19 protein-coding genes are annotated in these 17,334 nt (G+C 67.4%); 6 read left to right on the forward strand and 13 right to left on the reverse strand.

All coding sequences use genetic code 11. The annotated features are described in order from the left end of the window. Window positions 1-83: 83 nt before the first annotated feature. The 4 genes from MRAB57_RS27000 to dxr are packed head-to-tail and all read right to left on the reverse strand — an operon-like array spanning window position 84 to window position 4,630. Window positions 84-938 (reverse strand): GNAT family N-acetyltransferase, encoded by an 855-nt coding sequence (locus tag MRAB57_RS27000; RefSeq protein WP_077090066.1) that lies wholly within the window; start codon window positions 936-938, stop codon window positions 84-86. 55 nt (window positions 939-993) lie between these two features. Next, a complete protein-coding gene (gene ispG, locus MRAB57_RS27005; RefSeq protein WP_108638014.1) occupies window positions 994-2,160 on the reverse strand; it encodes a flavodoxin-dependent (E)-4-hydroxy-3-methylbut-2-enyl-diphosphate synthase in 1,167 nt (388 codons plus the stop codon). Between the two features lie 21 nt (window positions 2,161-2,181). Further along, entirely contained in the window at window positions 2,182-3,396 is a 1,215-nt protein-coding gene (locus tag MRAB57_RS27010; protein ID WP_077090067.1) for a M50 family metallopeptidase, read from the reverse strand. Window positions 3,397-3,445: 49 nt separating this feature from the next. Further along, the gene (dxr, locus tag MRAB57_RS27015) at window positions 3,446-4,630 is read right to left on the reverse strand and encodes a 1-deoxy-D-xylulose-5-phosphate reductoisomerase (protein ID WP_077090068.1); all 1,185 of its coding nucleotides are present in this window, start codon (window positions 4,628-4,630) and stop codon (window positions 3,446-3,448) included. A 172-nt stretch (window positions 4,631-4,802) separates the two neighbouring features. On the opposite strand from dxr, the gene MRAB57_RS27020 reads away from it, so the two are divergent. The 4 genes from MRAB57_RS27020 to MRAB57_RS27035 all read left to right on the forward strand — a co-directional run bounded on the left by MRAB57_RS27020 (window position 4,803) and on the right by MRAB57_RS27035 (window position 8,423). Next, window positions 4,803-5,471, forward strand: coding sequence for a fasciclin domain-containing protein (locus MRAB57_RS27020; protein WP_077090900.1), 669 nt, complete (start codon window positions 4,803-4,805; stop codon window positions 5,469-5,471). Between the two features lie 132 nt (window positions 5,472-5,603). Beyond that, complete coding sequence (locus MRAB57_RS27025) at window positions 5,604-7,343, forward strand: cytochrome c biogenesis protein DipZ (RefSeq protein ID WP_077090069.1); 1,740 nt, start codon at window positions 5,604-5,606, stop codon at window positions 7,341-7,343. Window positions 7,344-7,447: 104 nt separating this feature from the next. Further along, complete coding sequence (locus MRAB57_RS27030; protein WP_077090070.1) at window positions 7,448-8,029, forward strand: fasciclin domain-containing protein; 582 nt, start codon at window positions 7,448-7,450, stop codon at window positions 8,027-8,029. A 139-nt stretch (window positions 8,030-8,168) separates the two neighbouring features. Next, window positions 8,169-8,423 carry a DUF2631 domain-containing protein gene (locus MRAB57_RS27035; RefSeq protein ID WP_077090071.1) on the forward strand — a complete coding sequence of 85 codons (255 nt, stop codon included), beginning with the start codon at window positions 8,169-8,171 and terminating at the stop codon, window positions 8,421-8,423. Window positions 8,424-8,430: 7 nt separating this feature from the next. Here MRAB57_RS27035 and MRAB57_RS27040 read toward each other — a convergent pair whose 3' ends face one another. The 6 genes from MRAB57_RS27040 to pyrH all read right to left on the reverse strand — a co-directional run bounded on the left by MRAB57_RS27040 (window position 8,431) and on the right by pyrH (window position 13,310). Next, window positions 8,431-9,306 (reverse strand): cytochrome c biogenesis CcdA family protein, encoded by an 876-nt coding sequence (locus MRAB57_RS27040; protein ID WP_077090072.1) that lies wholly within the window; start codon window positions 9,304-9,306, stop codon window positions 8,431-8,433. A 4-nt stretch (window positions 9,307-9,310) separates the two neighbouring features. Then, a complete protein-coding gene (dsbE, locus tag MRAB57_RS27045; protein ID WP_077090073.1) occupies window positions 9,311-9,814 on the reverse strand; it encodes a disulfide bond-forming protein DsbE in 504 nt (167 codons plus the stop codon). A 60-nt stretch (window positions 9,815-9,874) separates the two neighbouring features. After that, window positions 9,875-10,978 (reverse strand): dual-specificity RNA methyltransferase RlmN, encoded by a 1,104-nt coding sequence (rlmN, locus tag MRAB57_RS27050; RefSeq protein ID WP_077090074.1) that lies wholly within the window; start codon window positions 10,976-10,978, stop codon window positions 9,875-9,877. Window positions 10,979-10,998: 20 nt separating this feature from the next. Further along, a complete protein-coding gene (locus tag MRAB57_RS27055; protein ID WP_077090075.1) occupies window positions 10,999-11,913 on the reverse strand; it encodes a phosphatidate cytidylyltransferase in 915 nt (304 codons plus the stop codon). Between the two features lie 21 nt (window positions 11,914-11,934). Further along, window positions 11,935-12,492: a ribosome recycling factor gene (frr, locus tag MRAB57_RS27060; protein WP_077090076.1), complete on the reverse strand. Its 558-nt coding sequence runs from the start codon at window positions 12,490-12,492 to the stop codon at window positions 11,935-11,937. Between the two features lie 65 nt (window positions 12,493-12,557). After that, window positions 12,558-13,310, reverse strand: coding sequence for a UMP kinase (gene pyrH, locus MRAB57_RS27065; protein WP_077090077.1), 753 nt, complete (start codon window positions 13,308-13,310; stop codon window positions 12,558-12,560). A gap of 359 nt (window positions 13,311-13,669) precedes the next feature. On the opposite strand from pyrH, the gene mbp1 reads away from it, so the two are divergent. Both mbp1 and MRAB57_RS27075 read left to right on the forward strand, forming a co-directional pair. Further along, window positions 13,670-13,909: a microaggregate-binding protein 1 gene (gene mbp1, locus MRAB57_RS27070; protein ID WP_077090078.1), complete on the forward strand. Its 240-nt coding sequence runs from the start codon at window positions 13,670-13,672 to the stop codon at window positions 13,907-13,909. Between the two features lie 214 nt (window positions 13,910-14,123). Next, window positions 14,124-14,858 (forward strand): response regulator transcription factor, encoded by a 735-nt coding sequence (locus MRAB57_RS27075; RefSeq protein ID WP_077090079.1) that lies wholly within the window; start codon window positions 14,124-14,126, stop codon window positions 14,856-14,858. A gap of 41 nt (window positions 14,859-14,899) precedes the next feature. Here the strand turns inward: MRAB57_RS27075 and MRAB57_RS27080 are convergent, their stop codons facing one another. The 3 genes from MRAB57_RS27080 to MRAB57_RS27090 all read right to left on the reverse strand — a co-directional run bounded on the left by MRAB57_RS27080 (window position 14,900) and on the right by MRAB57_RS27090 (window position 17,279). After that, window positions 14,900-15,835 (reverse strand): lysophospholipid acyltransferase family protein, encoded by a 936-nt coding sequence (locus MRAB57_RS27080; RefSeq protein WP_077090080.1) that lies wholly within the window; start codon window positions 15,833-15,835, stop codon window positions 14,900-14,902. Window positions 15,836-15,972: 137 nt separating this feature from the next. Next, entirely contained in the window at window positions 15,973-16,527 is a 555-nt protein-coding gene (locus MRAB57_RS27085) for an MPT63 family protein (protein ID WP_077090081.1), read from the reverse strand. Between the two features lie 338 nt (window positions 16,528-16,865). Then, complete coding sequence (locus MRAB57_RS27090; protein WP_077090082.1) at window positions 16,866-17,279, reverse strand: ChaB family protein; 414 nt, start codon at window positions 17,277-17,279, stop codon at window positions 16,866-16,868. Between the last annotated feature and the right edge of the window lie 55 nt (window positions 17,280-17,334).

Below are 17,334 nucleotides of genomic sequence, written 5' to 3' on the forward strand. Positions count from 1 at the left end.
CGAGACGCAACCGTGATCTAGTTCGATCGCTTATCCCCGGGGCCGAATGTGCGGCCAGCCGGGCGCTCGTGCGGCCGGACGGCCTAGTCGAGCAGCACCGTCGCGAAGGTGCCGACTTCCTCGAAGCCCACCCGCGCGTAGGCGGCGCGGGCCACGGTATTGAAGTTGTTCACGTACAGGCTGGCGATGCGGCCGCTGCCGACGATCACCGCGGCCAGCATGGCGGTGCCGCGGGCCCCCAGGCCCAGGCCGCGCCGTTCGGGATGCACCCAGACGCCCTGGATCTGGCCAACCCCCGGGGACTGCGACCCCACCTCGGCCTTGAATATCACCTGCCCGCGCTCGAAGCGGGCCCACGCGCGCCCGGATGCGATCAGGCTGGCCACCCGGCGCCGGTAGCCGCGGCCGCCGTCGCCGAGCCGCGGGTCGACGCCGACCTCGCCGATGAACATGTCGACGGCGGCCACCAGGTAGGCGTCCAGCTCCTCGGGACGCACCTGACGCACCTCCGCGTCCAGCTCACAACTGGGGTGGGTGGCCAGCGCCATCAGCGGCTGGTCGGCCCGCACGTCGCGCGCCGGGCCCCAGGCCGGCTCCAGCCGCTCCCACATCGGCATCACCAGGTCGGCCCTGCCGACCAGCGACGAACACCGGCGCGTCGCGCTCATCGCCTCGTCGGCGAACGCGTTCAGGTCGTCCGGCCCGCCCCGCAGCGGGATCAGGTTGGCGCCGGCGAAGCACAGCGACTCCTCCGCGCCGCGCCGCGTCCACAGCTCGCCGCCGATCGCGTTGGGTTCGATGCCGTGATCGGCGACGCGGGACGCGACCATGCACGACCCGATCGGATCGGCCTTAAACACCCGCCACACCGCGGCGGCATCGCGCACCACGGACACCCGCCGGTCGCCGACTAGGCGAAAAAGAGGCGGAGCCGACATGGGGCGAACTCTCTGTGGTGTGACTCGAACGCCAGCAGAAACGAACTGGCGATTATCAGCTTACGGTCACAATCGGCGAACCGCTCGCTGTTGTTTCAGGACCGTGATCGCTGTCCATCTCCGAGGCAATGCGCATGGCCTCCTCGATCAGCGTCTCGACGATCTGGGCCTCGGGCACCGTCTTGATCACCTCGCCACGCACGAAGATCTGGCCCTTGCCGTTGCCGGACGCGACGCCCAGGTCGGCTTCGCGGGCCTCGCCCGGACCGTTCACGACGCAGCCCATCACGGCGACCCGCAGCGGCACATCGAGGCCGTCGAGGCCGGCGGAGACGGCGTTGGCCAGGGTGTAGACGTCGACCTGCGCACGGCCGCACGACGGGCAGGACACGATCTCCAGCCCGCGCGGCCGCAGGTTCAGCGATTCGAGGATCTGGATGCCGACCTTGACTTCCTCGACCGGCGGCGCCGACAGCGACACCCGAATGGTGTCGCCGATGCCGCGCGACAGCAGCGCGCCGAAGGCGACCGCGGACTTGATGGTGCCCTGGAACGCGGGCCCAGCCTCGGTGACGCCGAGGTGCAGCGGGTAGTCGCACTGCGCGGCCAGTTGCTCGTAGGCGGCGACCATCACGACGGGGTCGTTGTGCTTGACGCTGATCTTGATGTCGCCGAAGCCGTGCTCCTCGAACAGCGAGGCCTCCCACAGCGCCGACTCGACCAGCGCCTCGGGCGTGGCCTTGCCGTACTTCTCCATGAACCGCTTGTCCAGCGAGCCGGCGTTGACGCCGATGCGGATCGGGATGCCCGCGGCGCCCGCGGCCTTGGCCACCTCGCCGACCCGGCCGTCGAATTCCTTGATGTTGCCCGGATTCACCCGCACCGCAGCACATCCCGCGTCGATCGCGGCGAAGATGTACTTCGGCTGGAAGTGGATGTCGGCGATCACCGGGATCTGGCTGTGCCGGGCGATCTCGCCCAGCGCGTCGGCGTCCTCCTGACGCGGGCAGGCCACCCGGACGATGTCGCAGCCCGCGGCCGTCAGCTCGGCGATCTGCTGCAGCGTCGTATTGACGTCGTGGGTTTTGGTGGTGCACATCGACTGCACCGAGATCGGGGAGTCGCTGCCGATCCCGACGTCGCGGACCATCAACTGGCGCGTTTTACGCCGGGGCGCAAGCGTGGGTGGCGGGGCCTGCGGCATGCCCAAGCCAATGTCCACTGTTTTCAATTCCTTCGGTAGTTACTGGAAGAGCCGGATCGGGTTGACCAGATCGGCGGTCACCGTCAGCAGCATGTACCCCACCACGAATACCAGCACCACGTAGGTCGCCGGCATCAGCTTGAGATAGTTCACCGGCGCCGCCGCGACCAGTCCGCGGGTGGACCGGATGACGTTGCGGATCTTCTCGAACACCGCGATGGCGATGTGGCCGCCGTCGAACGGCAGCAGCGGCACCAGGTTGATCGCCCCCAGGATGAGGTTCAGCTGGGCCAGGAAGAACCAGAACGCCACCCACAGCCCGTGGTCGACGGTGTCGCCACCGATGATGCTGGCCCCGACGACGCTGATCGGGGTCTGCGGGTCGCGCTGCCCGCCGCCGATGGCGTGCACCAGCGCGCCGACCTTCGACGGGATGGCCATCAGCGCCTTGCCCACCTCGACGGTCAGGTCGCCGGTGAAGGTGAAGGTGGCGGGGACGGCCGACAGCACGCCGTAGTGGGTGGGACCCGCGTGGACGGGCGCGACGCCGATGGCGCCGACGGTGGACGGCTGGTTCTGGTCGCCCTGGCCGTTCGCGCCGTAGCGCTGGGTGGGCGTGACGTCGACGTAGGTGGTGATCGAGGAGCCGTTGCGCTGCACGACGACCGGGACGGTGCCGTGCGACTTGCGCACCGCGGCGGCCATGTCCTCGAAGGTGGACACCGGGGTGTCACCGACCTTGACGACGACGTCGCCGGGGCGAATGCCGGCCGACGCGGCCGGGCCCGGGCCGGTGCAGGTCCCGAACTTGCCCGGCGCGATTTCGGCTGGGGCGCAAGCGGTTTCGCCGACCAGGGCCTGGGTGGGCGGGTGCAGGTTGGGCAGCCCCCAGATCAGGGCGATGGCGTAGAGCAACACCATGCAAATGATGAAGTTCATGCCGGGCCCGGCGAACAGCACCGCGACGCGCTTCCACGTCTTCTGCTTGAACATGGCCCGCTCGCCCTCGTCGGGCGCCAGGTCCTCGACGGGCGTCATCCCGGCGATGTCGCAGAATCCGCCCAACGGGATGGCCTTGAAGCCGTACTGGGTCTCGCCGCGCCGGGTGGACCACAGCGTGGGACCGAACCCGACGAAGTAGCGGCGCACCTTCATGCCGGTCGCGCGGGCGACCCACATGTGCCCGCACTCGTGCAGCGCCACCGAGACCAAGATGGCGAGCGCGAACATCGCAATGCCGATAGCGAACATCAGGCGCTAGGACCTTTCTAAGACCATTTCAAAACTTCTGCGGAGTCCTTCTTCAGACCCCCGCGGGGCTCGCGGCTCGCACGGCTCGTTGTGCTCGCTCACGCGCCCAGCGCTGCGCGTCTAGTACGTCATCCACGGTAGCGGGTAAAACGGCCCATTGGTCTGCGGCGTGCAGCACGTCGGCGATTGTTCTGACGATCGCTCCGAACTTGATCCGCCCCTCCAGGAACGCCGCGGCGGCCTCCTCATTCGCGGCGTTGTACACCGCCGTCATGCAGCCGCCGGTCTCCCCGGCCCGCCGCGCCAGCTCCACTGCGGGGAAAACAGCGGCGTCCAGCGGCTCGAATTCCCAGGTAGAAGCGGTGCTGAAGTCGCAGGCCGCCGCCGCGGCGGGCACCCGCCGCGGCCAGCCCAGCGCCAGCGAGATGGGCAGCTTCATGTCCGGCGGGCTGGCCTGCGCGATCGTCGACCCATCGGTAAACGTGACCATCGAATGAACAATCGACTGCGGGTGCACCACCACGTCGATGCGGTCGTAGGGAACGCCGAACAGCAGGTGCGTCTCGATGAGCTCGAGACCCTTGTTGACCAGCGACGCCGAGTTCAGCGTGTTCATCGGCCCCATCGACCAGGTCGGATGGGCGCCGGCCTGCGCGGGCGTGACGGCCTCCAGGTCGGCGGCGGTCCAGCCGCGGAACGGCCCCCCGGAGGCGGTCAGCACCAGCTTCGCGACCTCGTCGGGGGCGCCGCCGCGCAGGCACTGCGCCAGCGCGGAGTGCTCGGAATCCACCGGCACGATCTGGCCCGGCCGCGCGGCCTTCAGGACCAGCGGACCGCCGGCGATCAGCGATTCCTTGTTCGCCAGCGCCAGCCGCGCACCCGATTTCAGTGCCGCCAGGGTCGGTCGCAGGCCCAGCGCTCCGACCAGGGCATTCAGCACGACGTCGGCCTCGGTTTCCTCGACCAGCCGGGTGACCGCGTCGGGGCCGCGCAGCGGCACGTCCCCGAGCAGCGCGGCCGCGCGCTCGTCGGCGACGGCGACGTTGGTCACGCCGGTCTCGGCGCGCTGCCGTCGCAGTGTCTCCGGGTTTGCCCCGCCGGCGGCCAGCCCGACCACTTCGAAGCGGTCGGGGTTTTCGGCGATGACGTCGAGCGCCTGGGTGCCGATGGAGCCGGTGCTGCCCAAGACCAGCACGCGCAGGCGGCCGGTGGCATCGGTGGTCGTCGGGCTGGTCACCCATCCATTGTGCCGTTTCGGCGCGCCGACGTCGCACCCCTGCGTCGAGTTTTCGGGAGACGCCGAAAATGAAGGACCCTCGGACCCCATCCGTGACCGGTGTCACTCCGAATCACTGCTGTCCAACCGGAACGACGGCGGCAGGCCGTGGGTAGCAAAGGAATCGAAATTCATGACGAATGTGCAGGCCAAGACACTTGCGGCGACGAGCCTCGCCGCAATCGCGATCGTGGGCTTCTCGGGGTGTTCGAGCAACAAGCCCGCCGCTCAGAGCACCACCAGCGCGACACCGACGAGCAGCATGGCGGCACCGGCCATGACGTCCGCACCGGCGGATCCGGCCGCGGACCTCATCGGGTCCGGGTGCTCGGCCTACGCCGGGCAGAATCCCAGCGGCCCCGGGTCGGTGGCCGGGATGGCGCAGGACCCGGTCGCGACGGCGGCGTCGAACAACCCGATGCTGACCACCCTGACCTCCGCGCTATCGGGCAAGCTGAACCCGAACGTGAACCTCGTCGACACCCTGAACAACGGGCAGTACACCGTGTTCGCCCCGACCGACGCCGCGTTCGGCAAACTTCCGCCGGCCACCGTCGACAAACTCAAGACGGATGCGCCGCTGCTCAAAAGCATCCTGACCTACCACGTGGTGCAGGGCCAGTTGAGTCCGGCCAAAGTCGACGGCACCCACGCGACCCTTCAGGGCGCCAACTCAACGGTGACCGGTCAGGGAAATGACCTCAAGGTCAACGATGCGGGCTTGGTGTGCGGCGGGGTGCACACCGCGAACGCGACCGTGTACATGATCGACACGGTGCTGATGCCCCCTCCGGCTCAGTAGCGTTCACCGCACCCACGGCAGGGCAGCCCGCTGCGGCGGGTTGTCCTGCCGTGCTTTCTTCCAGTTCTTTCTCGGCCGGAAAGCTCTGCGGGTCTTACCAATCCACGACGCCGGTAGCGACGAATACGTGACATGTTGACACTTGCTCTGGTCGGCTTCCTCGGAGGCCTGATCACCGGAATCTCCCCGTGCATCCTGCCGGTGCTGCCGGTGATCTTCTTCTCGGGAACCCAAGGCGAAACCGCCACGGCGGTAACAGAACCCGACGGCGCCGTGGCGGTCAAGCCCAAACGCCGACTAGCCGCGACCTCGCGCCCCTACCGGGTTATCGGCGGACTGGTCCTCAGCTTCAGCGTGGTAACCCTGCTCGGCTCGGCCGTGCTGTCGGCGCTGCACCTCCCCCAAGACGCCATCCGCTGGGTGGCACTGGTCGCCTTGGTGGCGATTGGAATCGGCCTCATCTTTCCCGGATTCGAGCAACTCCTGGAGCGGCCGTTCTCCCGCATCCCACAAAAGCAAATCACAACTCGCGGAAACGGTTTCGGACTCGGTCTGGCGCTGGGCGTACTGTACGTCCCATGCGCGGGCCCCGTCCTGGCCGCGATCGTCGTCGCCGGAGCCACCTCCGCCATCAGCTTCGGCATTGTCGTACTCACCGGCGCGTTCGCGCTCGGCGCCGCGCTGCCGCTGCTGTTCTTCGCGGTGGCCGGCCAGCGGGTGGCTGAGCGCGTCAAGGCTTTTCGGCGCCGACAGCGCGAGATTCGAATCGCAGCCGGACTGGTCACGATACTGCTCGCGGTTGCGCTGGTGTTCAATCTGCCGGCGAAGCTGCAGCGAGCGATCCCCGACTACACTGCGTCGCTGCAGCAGAAAATCGGCGGCTCCGACACGATCCGGCAGAAGCTGAATCTCGGCGGCATCGTCAACGACCAGAATGCGCAGCTGTCGAACTGCAGCAACGGAGCGTCGAAGCTCGAAAACTGCGGCCCCGCACCGGATATCAAGGGCATCGCGGCGTGGCTGAACACGCCGGAGGGCAAGCCGATTGCCCTGAATGCGTTGCGCGGCAAAGTCGTGTTGATCGATTTCTGGGCCTACTCCTGCATCAACTGCCAACGCGCCATCCCGCACGTCGTCGGGTGGTACCACGGCTACCACGACAGTGGCTTCGACGTCATTGGCGTGCACACCCCCGAGTACGCCTTCGAACAGGTGCCGGGCAACGTCGTTCACGGCGCGGCGGATCTGGGCATCACGTACCCGATTGCGCTGGACAACGGCTACAGCACCTGGACGAACTACCGAAACCGGTACTGGCCGGCCGAGTATCTGATCGACGCCACCGGCACTGTCCGCCACATCAAGTTCGGCGAAGGCGACTACGACGTCACGGAGAAACTGATCAGGCAGTTGCTCGTCGACGCGAAGCCGGATGTCAAGCTCCCACCACCCGTCGACGCGGCCGACACCACGCCGCAGCAGGGCCTCACGCCGGAGACGTATCTCGCCGTCGGGAAGATGGTGAATTACGGCGGTGGCGGCACGTATGACGAAGGGTCCGCGACGTTTGGGTATCCACCGGCCCTGAAGCCCAACAGCTTTGCGTTGACGGGGCCGTGGTCGCTGGACTACCAGGGCGCGACGGCCGGCGACAACTCGGCCATCAAGCTGAACTACCAAGCCAAAAACGTGTACATCGTCGCCGGCGGAACCGGGACCGTCACGGTGTTGCGCAACGGAAAGTCAACGACGGTGCCGATCAGCGGACCGCCGACCTCCCATCAGATCGTCGCCGACGATCAAGTGGCCCCAGGAACATTAGAGGTCCGGCCGAGCAAGGGTTTGCAGGTGTTTTCCTTCACCTACGGCTAATTCGCCGTGGCGACCAGTCCAACGACGGGGCGGCTCCGAACGACTGATGCAGGGGTTCAGCCAACGGGGGTGAACGATCCCGGCCTAACAAGGGAGCGATGGATATGAAACGACACAGCAGAATTGCGGCAAGCGGTCTTGCGGCGGCCAGCATTTTCGGCCTCGGGGTAGCCGTGTCTCCGAATGCGATGGCGGCCGATCTGGTCGGCCCCGGGTGCGCGGATTACGCGGCAGCCAATCCCAGTGGCCCCGCCTCGGTGGACGGCATGTCGCAGGTTCCGGTCGCGGTGGCCGCGTCGAACAACCCCCAGCTCACCACGCTGACGTCGGCCCTGTCGGGCAAGCTCAACCCGGACGTGAACCTCGTCGACACGCTCAACAACGGTCAGTACACGGTGTTCGCACCGACCGATGCCGCGTTCAGCAAGCTGCCCGAATCCACGATCGGCCAGCTGAAGACGAACGCATCCCTGCTGAAGAGCATCCTGACCTACCACGTGCTGCAGGGGCAGCTGAGCCCGGCTAAGGTCGACGGCGCCCACCCGACCCTGCAGGGCGCGAACGTGACGGTGACCGGCCAGGGCAACGCTCTCAAGGTGAACAACGCGAGTGTGGTCTGCGGTGGGGTGCCCACCGCGAACGCGACGGTGTACATGATCGACACCGTGCTGATGCCGCCGTCCTAGTCGCACGAATCGCGGGGCAAGGCTGGCGTCCGACCGGACCCGACGTGTCGGTCGCCAGCCTGCGCCTGCGCGGCCTGCGCGCAAGGTGGGTATGCCAGAATGTCGAGCAGAACGCCCATCCGATCCGAAGGGAACCGCCGTGGCCAGTACTGAGGTGGACCACTACAACGGTGTCGACCCCGCCGAGGTGCCGTCCGCAGCGTGGGGCTGGAGCAGGATCAACCTCCGCACCTGGCACGCCGTCGGGGTGTTCGGCGTCATCTTCTTGTTGGCGATGCTGCGCGGTAACCACGTCGGACACGTCGAGAACGCCTACCTGATCGGGTTTGCCGTCGTCACCCTCGCGGTCCTGGTGCGCGACTGGTGGGGCCGCCGCCGCGGCTGGCTCAAGTAGCTATTCGCTAGCGCGTCCGGCCGCGCCGGCGCCGGGCCGCGGCATACGCGCCAATCAGCAAGACGGCCAACGCAATAACCCATGGCCAGAGGCCGTGCTGGTGCACCCAGCCGGCCAGCGTGCCCTGCAGGCGGCCGGCACCCAGGACCACCGCATCGCGCGGATCCGCATCGCCGCTCAGCAGGCGCAGCTCGTAGAGGCCGTAGTAGCCCACGTACAGCCCGACCGCTACCAGCAGGACGCCGCCAATTCGGTTGACCAACGGCAAGATTCGGCGCAGCCGGTCGGCGAGCGCGGAACTGGCTGTGGCCGCGGCGATAGCCAGCACGCCGACCACCAGGGTCAGGCCCGCGACATAGGCCAGGTAGATCAGCACGCCGGTGGCAACCGAGCCGCGACGAAAGCCCGCGGCGGTGACCGCCAGGAACGGTGCGATGGTGCAGGACAGCGACGCGATCGCGTAGCTGACGCCGTAGGAGTACATGCCGAGTAGCCGGGACCGCTGCTTGGCCTTCGGCGCCCAGCGTGGGCCGAGCGCCCGGGGTGTCAGCGCCGACAGCTCCCTACCCGCGAGCAGCCAAATCCCAAGTGCGACAAGGAGAACACCGATCGCGGCTGTCACGTATGGGAGGTAGCGCTGCACCGTGCTGGCCGCCGAGATGGTCAGCGCCCCGAACACGCCGAAGACGGTCAGGAAGCCCAGCGCCATCCCCGCGGTGGCGCTCAGCGCACGCCCGACCCCGCCGAGCGGACCGGCGCGTTCGTCCGGCCGCGCACCGCGCACCACCAGCAAAAGGTAGGCGGGCAGCATCGCGAACCCGCACGGGTTCAGGGCCGCGACCAGCCCGGCGGCGAAGGCCAAGCCGATGAGGCCCTGGTCCACGAGGTCAGTGCGTCAGCGCGGCAACCCGGCCGGCCAGGTCCTGCTGTGACATGGCCGAGGTGGGATTGTTGACGAACGTCGAGCTGCCGTCCGCCCGGTAGAACACGTACGCCGGCTGCCACGGCACGTTGTAGCGGGCCCAGATCGAGCCGTCGTCGTTGAGGTTGGTGAAGTTCAGGCCGTATTTGGACACGAAGCCCTGCTCGTCGGGGACGCTCGAATGCCCGGCGATGCCGACGAAGGTGACGCCGGGATTGGCCGCCGCGACCTGGGCGACGCCGGGGGCCTCGGCGTTGCAGAACGGGCAGAACGGAGCCCAGAACCACAGCACCGCAGGCTTGCCCTGCAGGGTGGCGCCGTTGAACGGCGCCCCGCTGATCGTGGTGCCGGTGAAATTCAGGCGGTCGTCGGCGGCCTGCGCGGGAGGCGGAGCGGCCAGCCCGAGGATCAGGGCGGCGGCGCAGGCCGCGGCTGCGAACAACTTCAGCGGAGACAACAGGCGAGTCATGACGGCCCTTTCCTTCGTTGCTGGTGTTACCTCTTTAGACGCATTACCCGCCGCCGCGGTTCACCTCGCCGCTTTGCCCTCGGCCGCCAGCTGGCCGCAGGCGGCGCTGATTTCGCGCCCGCGGGTGTCGCGCACCGTGCACGACACTCCCCTGGCGCGCACCCGCCGGACGAATTCGCGCTCAGCCGCCTTCGGGCTGGCATCCCAGTCGCTGCCGGGCGTCGGATTCAACGGAATCAGGTTCACGTGCACCAGCGGCCCCAGCGCACCGTGCAGCCGCTTGCCGAGCAGGTCGGCCCGCCACGGCTGGTCGTTGACGTCGCGGATCAGCGCGTACTCGACCGACACCCGGCGGCCCGTCACATCGCCGTAGTAGCGCGCCGCCTCCAGCGCCTCGCTGATCTTCCAGCGGTTGTTGACCGGGACCAGCGTGTCGCGCAGCTCGTCGTCGGGGGCGTGTAGCGACAACGCCAGGGTCACCCCCAGCCGCTCGTCGGCGAGTTTGCGGATCGCGGGCGCCAGCCCCACCGTCGACACCGTCACCGAGCGGGCCGAGATGCCGAAGCCGTGCGGCGGCGCCTCGGTGATGCGCCGCACGGCGGCCAGCACCCGCGAGTAGTTGGCCAGCGGCTCCCCCATGCCCATGAACACGACATTGGACAGCCGGTCGCCGAATTCGTCGCGCGCGGCCACCGCGGCGGCCCGCACCTGTTCGACGATCTCCGCGGTCGACAGGTTGCGCGTCAGCCCGCCCTGCCCGGTGGCGCAGAACGGGCACGCCATCCCGCAGCCGGCCTGCGACGAGATGCACACCGTGTTGCGCTGCGGGTAGCGCATCAGCACCGACTCGAACGTGGTGCCATCGATGGCCCGCCACAACGTTTTTCGCGTCTGGCCGGAGTCGCAGGTGATCTCGGTGGCGGCGGTCAGCAGGTCGGGGAACATCGCCCCGGCGACCGCGTCGCGCACCCCGGCCGGGAGGTCGGTCATCTGCCGTGGATCGGCGATCAACCGGCCGTAGTACTGCTGCGCGAGCTGCTTGGCCCGAAACGCCGGCAGCCCGAGCTCCGCAACGGCCGATGCGCGCTCCGCCTCGTCGAGGTCGGCCAGGTGCCGCGGCGGCAGGCCGCGCCGGGGCGCGTCGAATACCAATTCTTGGACCATGACGTGTCCAGTATCGCTTGTTACGCCGGCAGCACCGTGAACAGCGACCAGGCCGCGACCGCCGACGGGAGCACACCGTCCAGCCGGTCCATCAGGCCGCCGTGACCCGGCAACAGCCGGCCCATGTCCTTGATGCCGAGGTCGCGCTTGACCTGAGACTCCACCAGATCGCCAAACACGCAGGTCAGCACCAGCACGAAGCCCAACACCACGCCCTCCCACGGTGGCCGGTGCCCCAGGTACCTCGCGATCAGCAGCGCCGCGGTGATACCGCAGACCAGCGATCCGCCCAGGCCCTCCCACGACTTCTTCGGGCTGATCGACGGGACCAGCGGATGCTTGCCGAACAGCACCCCGAAGGCGTAGCCACCGACGTCGGAGGCGACGACCGTCATCATCAGGCAGAAGACCCGCCAGGCGCCTTCCTTGGGGTGATACACCAGCAAGGCGGCGAAGGTGGCGAACAGCGGGACCCAGGCGGTCAGGAAGATGGTGGCCGACGCGTCACGCAGGTAATTCGACGGGGGCGGCGGGCCCGCGGCCGGATCGTGGTTCCTGCTGTCGTCGCGCATGAACAGCCGCCAGATCAGGCACACCACCACCGTGGCGCCGAAGCCGGCCAGCGCCCCGCGGGCGCCGAACGGCCAGGTCAGCCAGACGGTGGCCTGCCCGCCGATCAGCAGCGGGATGACCGGGATGACGTAGCCCGCCTCGCGCAGCCGCCGCACCACCTCGTGGCTGGCGACCAGGATGGCGCCGGCGCACAGCACCACCCAGCAGCGCGGCGCGAACAGCAGCGACCCCACCACGAGGCCGCCGGTGAACAGGCCGACCGCGATGGCGGCGGGCAGATCGCGTCCGGCGCGCGACGTCTTCTTGGCCCCACCTGCCGACTCGTCGGACTGGGTGCCTGCGCCGGCATCGGAGGTTGCCACTGATTGGTTGCTGAGCGGCCGCTAGACCTCCAGCAGCTCGCCTTCTTTGTGCTTGACCAGCTCTTCGATCTGGGTGACGTACTGCTGGGTCGTCTTGTCCAGGTCCTTTTCCGCGCGGCCGACCTCGTCCTCGCCGGCCTCGCCGTCCTTGCGGATGCGGTGCAGCTCCTCCATCGCCTTGCGGCGGATGTTGCGCACCGAGACCTTGGCGTCCTCGCCCTTGCCCTTGGCCTGCTTGACCAGCTCGCGGCGGCGCTCCTCGGTGAGCTGCGGGACGGCCACCCTGATCAGGGTGCCGTCGTTGGTGGGGTTGACGCCGAGGTCGGAGTTGCGGATCGCGGCCTCGATGGCGTGCAGCTGGCCGGCCTCGTACGGCTTGATGACCACCAGGCGGGCCTCGGGGACATTGACGCTGGCCAGCTGGTTGATCGGGGTGTTGGTGCCGTAGTAGTCGATGACGACCCGGTTGAACATGCCCGGGTTGGCGCGGCCGGTTCGGATGTTGGACAGGTCATCCCTGGCCACGGATACGGCCTTCTCCATCTTCTCTTCCGCGTCGAAGAGAGCCTCATCAATCATTTTGTGCCTCTCCTCCTCATCGCTGCGCTCTGCATCGTCGTGGCACGCATGTCCGCGTCTTCCCCTCAGGTGGTGACCAGCGTTCCGATCTTCTCACCAGCGACCGCGCGGGCGATATTGCCGTCGGTCAGCAGGTTGAACACCAGGATCGGCATGCCATTGTCCATGCACAGGCTGAACGCCGTGGCATCGGCCACTCGCAGGCCACGGTCGATGACTTCGCGATGGCTGATCGCCGTGAGCAGCTTGGCGTCCGGATTCTGCCTGGGGTCCTCGGTGAACACGCCGTCGACCGCCTTGGCCATCAGCACCACCTCGGCGCCGATCTCCAGCGCCCGCTGCGCCGCGGTGGTGTCGGTGGAGAAGTACGGCAACCCCATGCCGGCCCCGAAGATCACCACCCGGCCCTTTTCCAGGTGGCGAACCGCGCGCAGCGGAATGTAGGGCTCGGCCACCTGACCCATGGTGATCGCGGTCTGGACCCGGGTGTCGATGCCTTCCTTCTGCAGAAAGTCTTGCAACGCGAGGCTGTTCATGACGGTGCCGAGCATGCCCATGTAGTCCGAGCGGGTGCGTTCCATGCCGCGCTGCTGCAACTGCGCGCCGCGGAAGAAGTTGCCGCCGCCGATGACGACCGCGACCTGCACGCCGTCGCGCACCACCTCGGCGATCTGGCGGGCCACCTGGGCGACGACGTCGGGATCGAGCCCGACCTGGCCGCCGCCGAACATCTCGCCGCCGAGCTTGAGCAGCACTCGCGAATACCTGGCCCGACTCACGGGCACGCCGTTGGCGCTGCTGGGCTCCGGCTGCGTCATCAGACTCCTCGCATAACAGTGCCATTCCGGAAAACGCCCCCACCCGGAACGGCATTCACATCCTGCCCCATCGCAGCACAATCTCGCGCTGGTGGGGTGCATTATCTGCCCAGCCGGCGATCCGGGCTACCGGCGCGGTCCGTCGACCCAGGTCACACCGGCATTGCAGCGATCACGACTTGCGCTCGGGCGCCTCATGTTTGAGCCGTCGGCAGCCTGGGAATAATGACCAAGGCGGCGGGGAAACCAATGGTCTTGAGAAGCAGGGCCTACCGCGTCGTGTCATTGGACTGGTCCATGGGATCGGTTAGCAGGAGCGCAAGACGCTCACACCAGTACGCCACTGAAGGGGAATCATCATGGCGGACGAAAAGTCTGGACCCGCGGAAGCCGTCAAGGGCGTCGTCGAGGACGTCAAGGGCCGGGTCAAAGAAGCTGTCGGCGCGGTCACCGGTCAGGACGACCTGACTCGTGAGGGCCAGGCGCAGCAGGACAAGGCCGAAGCCCAGCGCGACGCGGCCAAGAAAGAGGCCGAGGCCGAAGCGGCTCGCGGCAGCGCAAAGGTCGCCGAAGAGCGCCAGAAGTCGCATCAGGATTAGCTTGTCACCAGGATGGGTCCGGTCCGTGCACAACGGACCGGGCCCGTCGACTTTCTGGGGGGCTCGGGGACTCCCATTTCGCCAAATCTGGAACGAATAGTTGGCATAATCGTGCCCTGAGGGGGTACACAGCGCTGCGCTGTTCGAGATCTCCTGCGAGGTGCCTACGGGGTACGGGGGCTAGGCACACCCTCATGAGGTTTGGAGATGTCTGTTGGACGTCCTACTGGTTTCCGACGACGACGATTTTGAATCGGCGTTGCCGACGCTGAAGGCGCTGACCCGCAACATCCGGCGCGCGGTCCTGCAAGACAACGGCGACGGGCGCCACAAAGCGGTTGACGTGGCCATCATCGATGCGCGCACCAACCTCGCGACCGCACGCGCGGTCTGCCGTCGCCTCACCGCCAGTGCGCCGGGCGTCGCGGTGTTGGCCGTCGTCGCACCCACCAACTTCGTCGCGGTCGACGTCGACTGGCATTTCGACGACGTGCTGATGCCCGCCGCCGGCGCGGACGAGCTGGAGGCGCGGTTGCGGCTCGCGATCAAGCGTCGGCGCAGCGCGGTGGACGGCACGCTGAAATTCGGCGACCTCCTGCTGCATCCCTCCAGCTTCGCCGCGTCGCTGGCCGGCAACGAACTCGGCCTGACGGTCACCGAGTTCAAGTTGCTGAATTTCCTTGTCCAGCATGCGGGTCGGGCGTTCAGCCGGACGCGGTTGATGCACGAGGTGTGGGGATACGACTCCACCGGGCGGGTCCGCACCGTCGACGTCCACGTGCGGCGGCTGCGCGCCAAACTCGGCACCGAACATGAGTCGATGATCGACACCGTCCGCGGGGTGGGCTACATGGCGGTGACGCCGCCGCACCCGGAGTGGATCATCACCGACCCGATGCAGAACCCGGGCTGGGCGTTGGAACACGCCCCAGACGCCATCGCCCAGTAGGCATTGCCTGGCTCAACCCGAATACGTTGCGCCGCAGAATATTACGCAAACAGCGGTAGCGCCCGTTTGCGCGCCAGCGCATCCATGCCCTGCTGAATGCTGTCCTGGACCTCTCGGTATTTGGCCTCGACGTACTCGTCGTCGTCGGCGCGCGAGGGATCGTGGTCGATGTCGATCGCGGGCATGAATCGCGTCCTGATCTTGGCCGGCAACGGGAGCTGCGGCAGCGCCGCGGGCGCGATACCCCACGGCAGTGAGACCGCCAGCGGAAAAACCTTGAGCCGCAACACGCGATCCAATCGCAGGACCTGCGAGAGTCGATCGCCGCGGATCAACACCGGCATGGCGTCGGCGCCGCCGACGGTCGCGATCGGCACGATCGGCACGCCGGCGCGGATCGCCATCTTGACGAAACCCGAACGACCAGCCAGGTTTGCGCGATCGCGCTCGGCCCACGGCCGCAGCGAATCAACCTCGCCGCCCGGCCATAGCGCCACATCCCGGCCCTCCGCCAGCGCGGTGGCGATGGCGTCCGGCGCGGCAGGCAGCACCCCCATGGACCGGAAATAGCGCCCGAACAGCGGGATGGCCATCAGGGCGTCGTGCGCGGTCCCATGCAGTGGGCGCTCCTGGCCGAAGCGCCGCCACCACTGCAGTCCGACGGTCCAGGCGTCCCAGACGAACGGCGCCCCGGAGTGGATGCCGATCAGCAGCGCCGGTGGCTCCGGAATATGCTCCCAGCCGTCAATCTCCATGCGAAACCAGTAATCGACCAACAGGTTCCAGAAGAACTTCTGGCGCTGCAGGGTCGTTTCGTCCTGCCCGCTCAGGTCCCACTGGCCGGCGCGCTCGGCCAGCCAACCGCTCAGGCCGCCTTCCTGCTTGCGGCGGCGCTCGTCCATCTTCTCGCGCGCCTTCTCGGCATGTTCTTGAGCCTGAGCCCGCACCTGCGCAGGCCTGTGATCGGTGTAACTCATTACTGATGGGTACCCACCTTCGTCGGATCCGATGCTGTGTATTTGGCACCAAAATGTTTGGCCCGACGACGCAGAACTCCCCGCGCCATTGCGGCGCGGGGAGTTCCGAAATCGTCAGGCCCGGAAGGCCTTACGGCTTAGGTGTGCGCGGGAGCCGGTCCCGGAGGCGCACCGGGCGCCGGGGTGGCGTTCGGCGCCACACCCTGTCCCGAGTCGCCCTGCACGTTCGACGTCCAAATCAGGACGTCTTGCGTGCCCTCGTTGTAGACGACGCCGTTCGGCGGTGCGCCGGTCACGTCGAAGTACAGCGTTCCGGTGGACTCGCTGCCCTGCTGGATCGGCGCCGGGTTAAGGCTGCCCGGTGCCCCGACCTTGTCGATCACCCGGTAGTTCTGGCCATTGGGCCCGCGGGCGATGAAGTCGTTGACCATCGGAGTGACCAGACCGCCATCCGACCGTGCGGTCACATCCGCTTGGTACAACGTGCCTTTCGGCGTGTACCCGGGAATCGCCGTGTTGCTCGGCTGCAGGTTGCTCACCGTGTAGTTGGTGACCGACGGCCCTTCGATGAGCTGCTGGCTGGTGCCAAAGCCCTGGATGTTGGGCGCCGCGGACGCGGTCGCCGCCGTGAAGGTGCCGACGGCGGCAATGCCAGCAGCTGCGATCATCGATTTCATTGCAATTGATTTCATGGTGCTAGATACCTCTCAGTCCGAATCGTTTCCAATTCTTTCCAGCGGTGATTTGATTTACCCCCCGTTGCGCGAGTAGTCACCGCAACAAAACTCGCATAGCCGATCAATGCAGAACCCAAACATTCGGCCGCTGAACTGCGGCGAAGCGATAGCCATTGGGAAATCTATTAATTGGCTGTGCGTTTATCTAATGTCGTTGCACCACAACAGCCCACAAAGACCTCAAAAGGCCCATCCAGTCTCAGATGCCACATTGCTAACGGCGGACCTGGTCGCTGTTTGTTAGTGATGCCACGAAATGCCTTGCAGAGTAATCACTTTCGCCCTCACAGGCCCTACTTACCCCGGACCCGGCGGTTGTGCTTCATGATCGCGTCGACCAGTTCGGATTTGTTCATCCTCGACCGGCCGCGGACGTCCAGGCGCCGCGCGACGTCGAGCAGGTGCTTCTTGCTGGCGTTGGCGTCGACACCCTCGGCCGACGGCGCGGTGTTGTGCAACCCGCCGCGCTCGGCGCGTTCGTCCGAGGGCCCCTTCTCTTCCTTGGGCTCCCAGTGGTCGCCGATTTTTTCGAAGCTGTGCTTGACCGCGGCGTAGGCGACGCGGTGCGCCCGCTCCTCGCTGCCGTATTCGTCGGCCGCCGCATCGTGGGCCTTCGCGAACGTTCGTTGCGCCTTGGAGTCGGACCGCTGCAGGGTGCTCGGCAACTCGTCCTGCTTCGGCTTGCCGGCCTTGGTCGTCTTGGGCATTTATCTCGGCTACCCGGCGCCGGTGTTTTCAATCGAGCCGACCGGCCGGGGAATC

Source organism: Mycobacterium rhizamassiliense, from assembly GCF_900157375.1.
Lineage (GTDB): Bacteria > Actinomycetota > Actinomycetes > Mycobacteriales > Mycobacteriaceae > Mycobacterium > Mycobacterium rhizamassiliense.

Coding starts and splice junctions, on each gene's coding strand:
- MRAB57_RS27030 (WP_077090070.1), top strand. CDS start 7,448: ATGAAACGACACAGCAGAATTGCGGCAAGCGGTCTTGCGGCGGCCAGC.
- MRAB57_RS27000 (WP_077090066.1), bottom strand. CDS start 938: ATGTCGGCTCCGCCTCTTTTTCGCCTAGTCGGCGACCGGCGGGTGTCC.
- pyrH (WP_077090077.1), bottom strand. CDS start 13,310: ATGACGCAGCCGGAGCCCAGCAGCGCCAACGGCGTGCCCGTGAGTCGG.
- MRAB57_RS27025 (WP_077090069.1), top strand. CDS start 5,604: ATGTTGACACTTGCTCTGGTCGGCTTCCTCGGAGGCCTGATCACCGGA.
- dsbE (WP_077090073.1), bottom strand. CDS start 9,814: ATGACTCGCCTGTTGTCTCCGCTGAAGTTGTTCGCAGCCGCGGCCTGC.
- rlmN (WP_077090074.1), bottom strand. CDS start 10,978: ATGGTCCAAGAATTGGTATTCGACGCGCCCCGGCGCGGCCTGCCGCCG.
- MRAB57_RS27080 (WP_077090080.1), bottom strand. CDS start 15,835: ATGAGTTACACCGATCACAGGCCTGCGCAGGTGCGGGCTCAGGCTCAA.
- MRAB57_RS27085 (WP_077090081.1), bottom strand. CDS start 16,527: ATGAAATCAATTGCAATGAAATCGATGATCGCAGCTGCTGGCATTGCC.
- MRAB57_RS27090 (WP_077090082.1), bottom strand. CDS start 17,279: ATGCCCAAGACGACCAAGGCCGGCAAGCCGAAGCAGGACGAGTTGCCG.
- MRAB57_RS27020 (WP_077090900.1), top strand. CDS start 4,803: ATGACGAATGTGCAGGCCAAGACACTTGCGGCGACGAGCCTCGCCGCA.
- mbp1 (WP_077090078.1), top strand. CDS start 13,670: ATGGCGGACGAAAAGTCTGGACCCGCGGAAGCCGTCAAGGGCGTCGTC.
- frr (WP_077090076.1), bottom strand. CDS start 12,492: ATGATTGATGAGGCTCTCTTCGACGCGGAAGAGAAGATGGAGAAGGCC.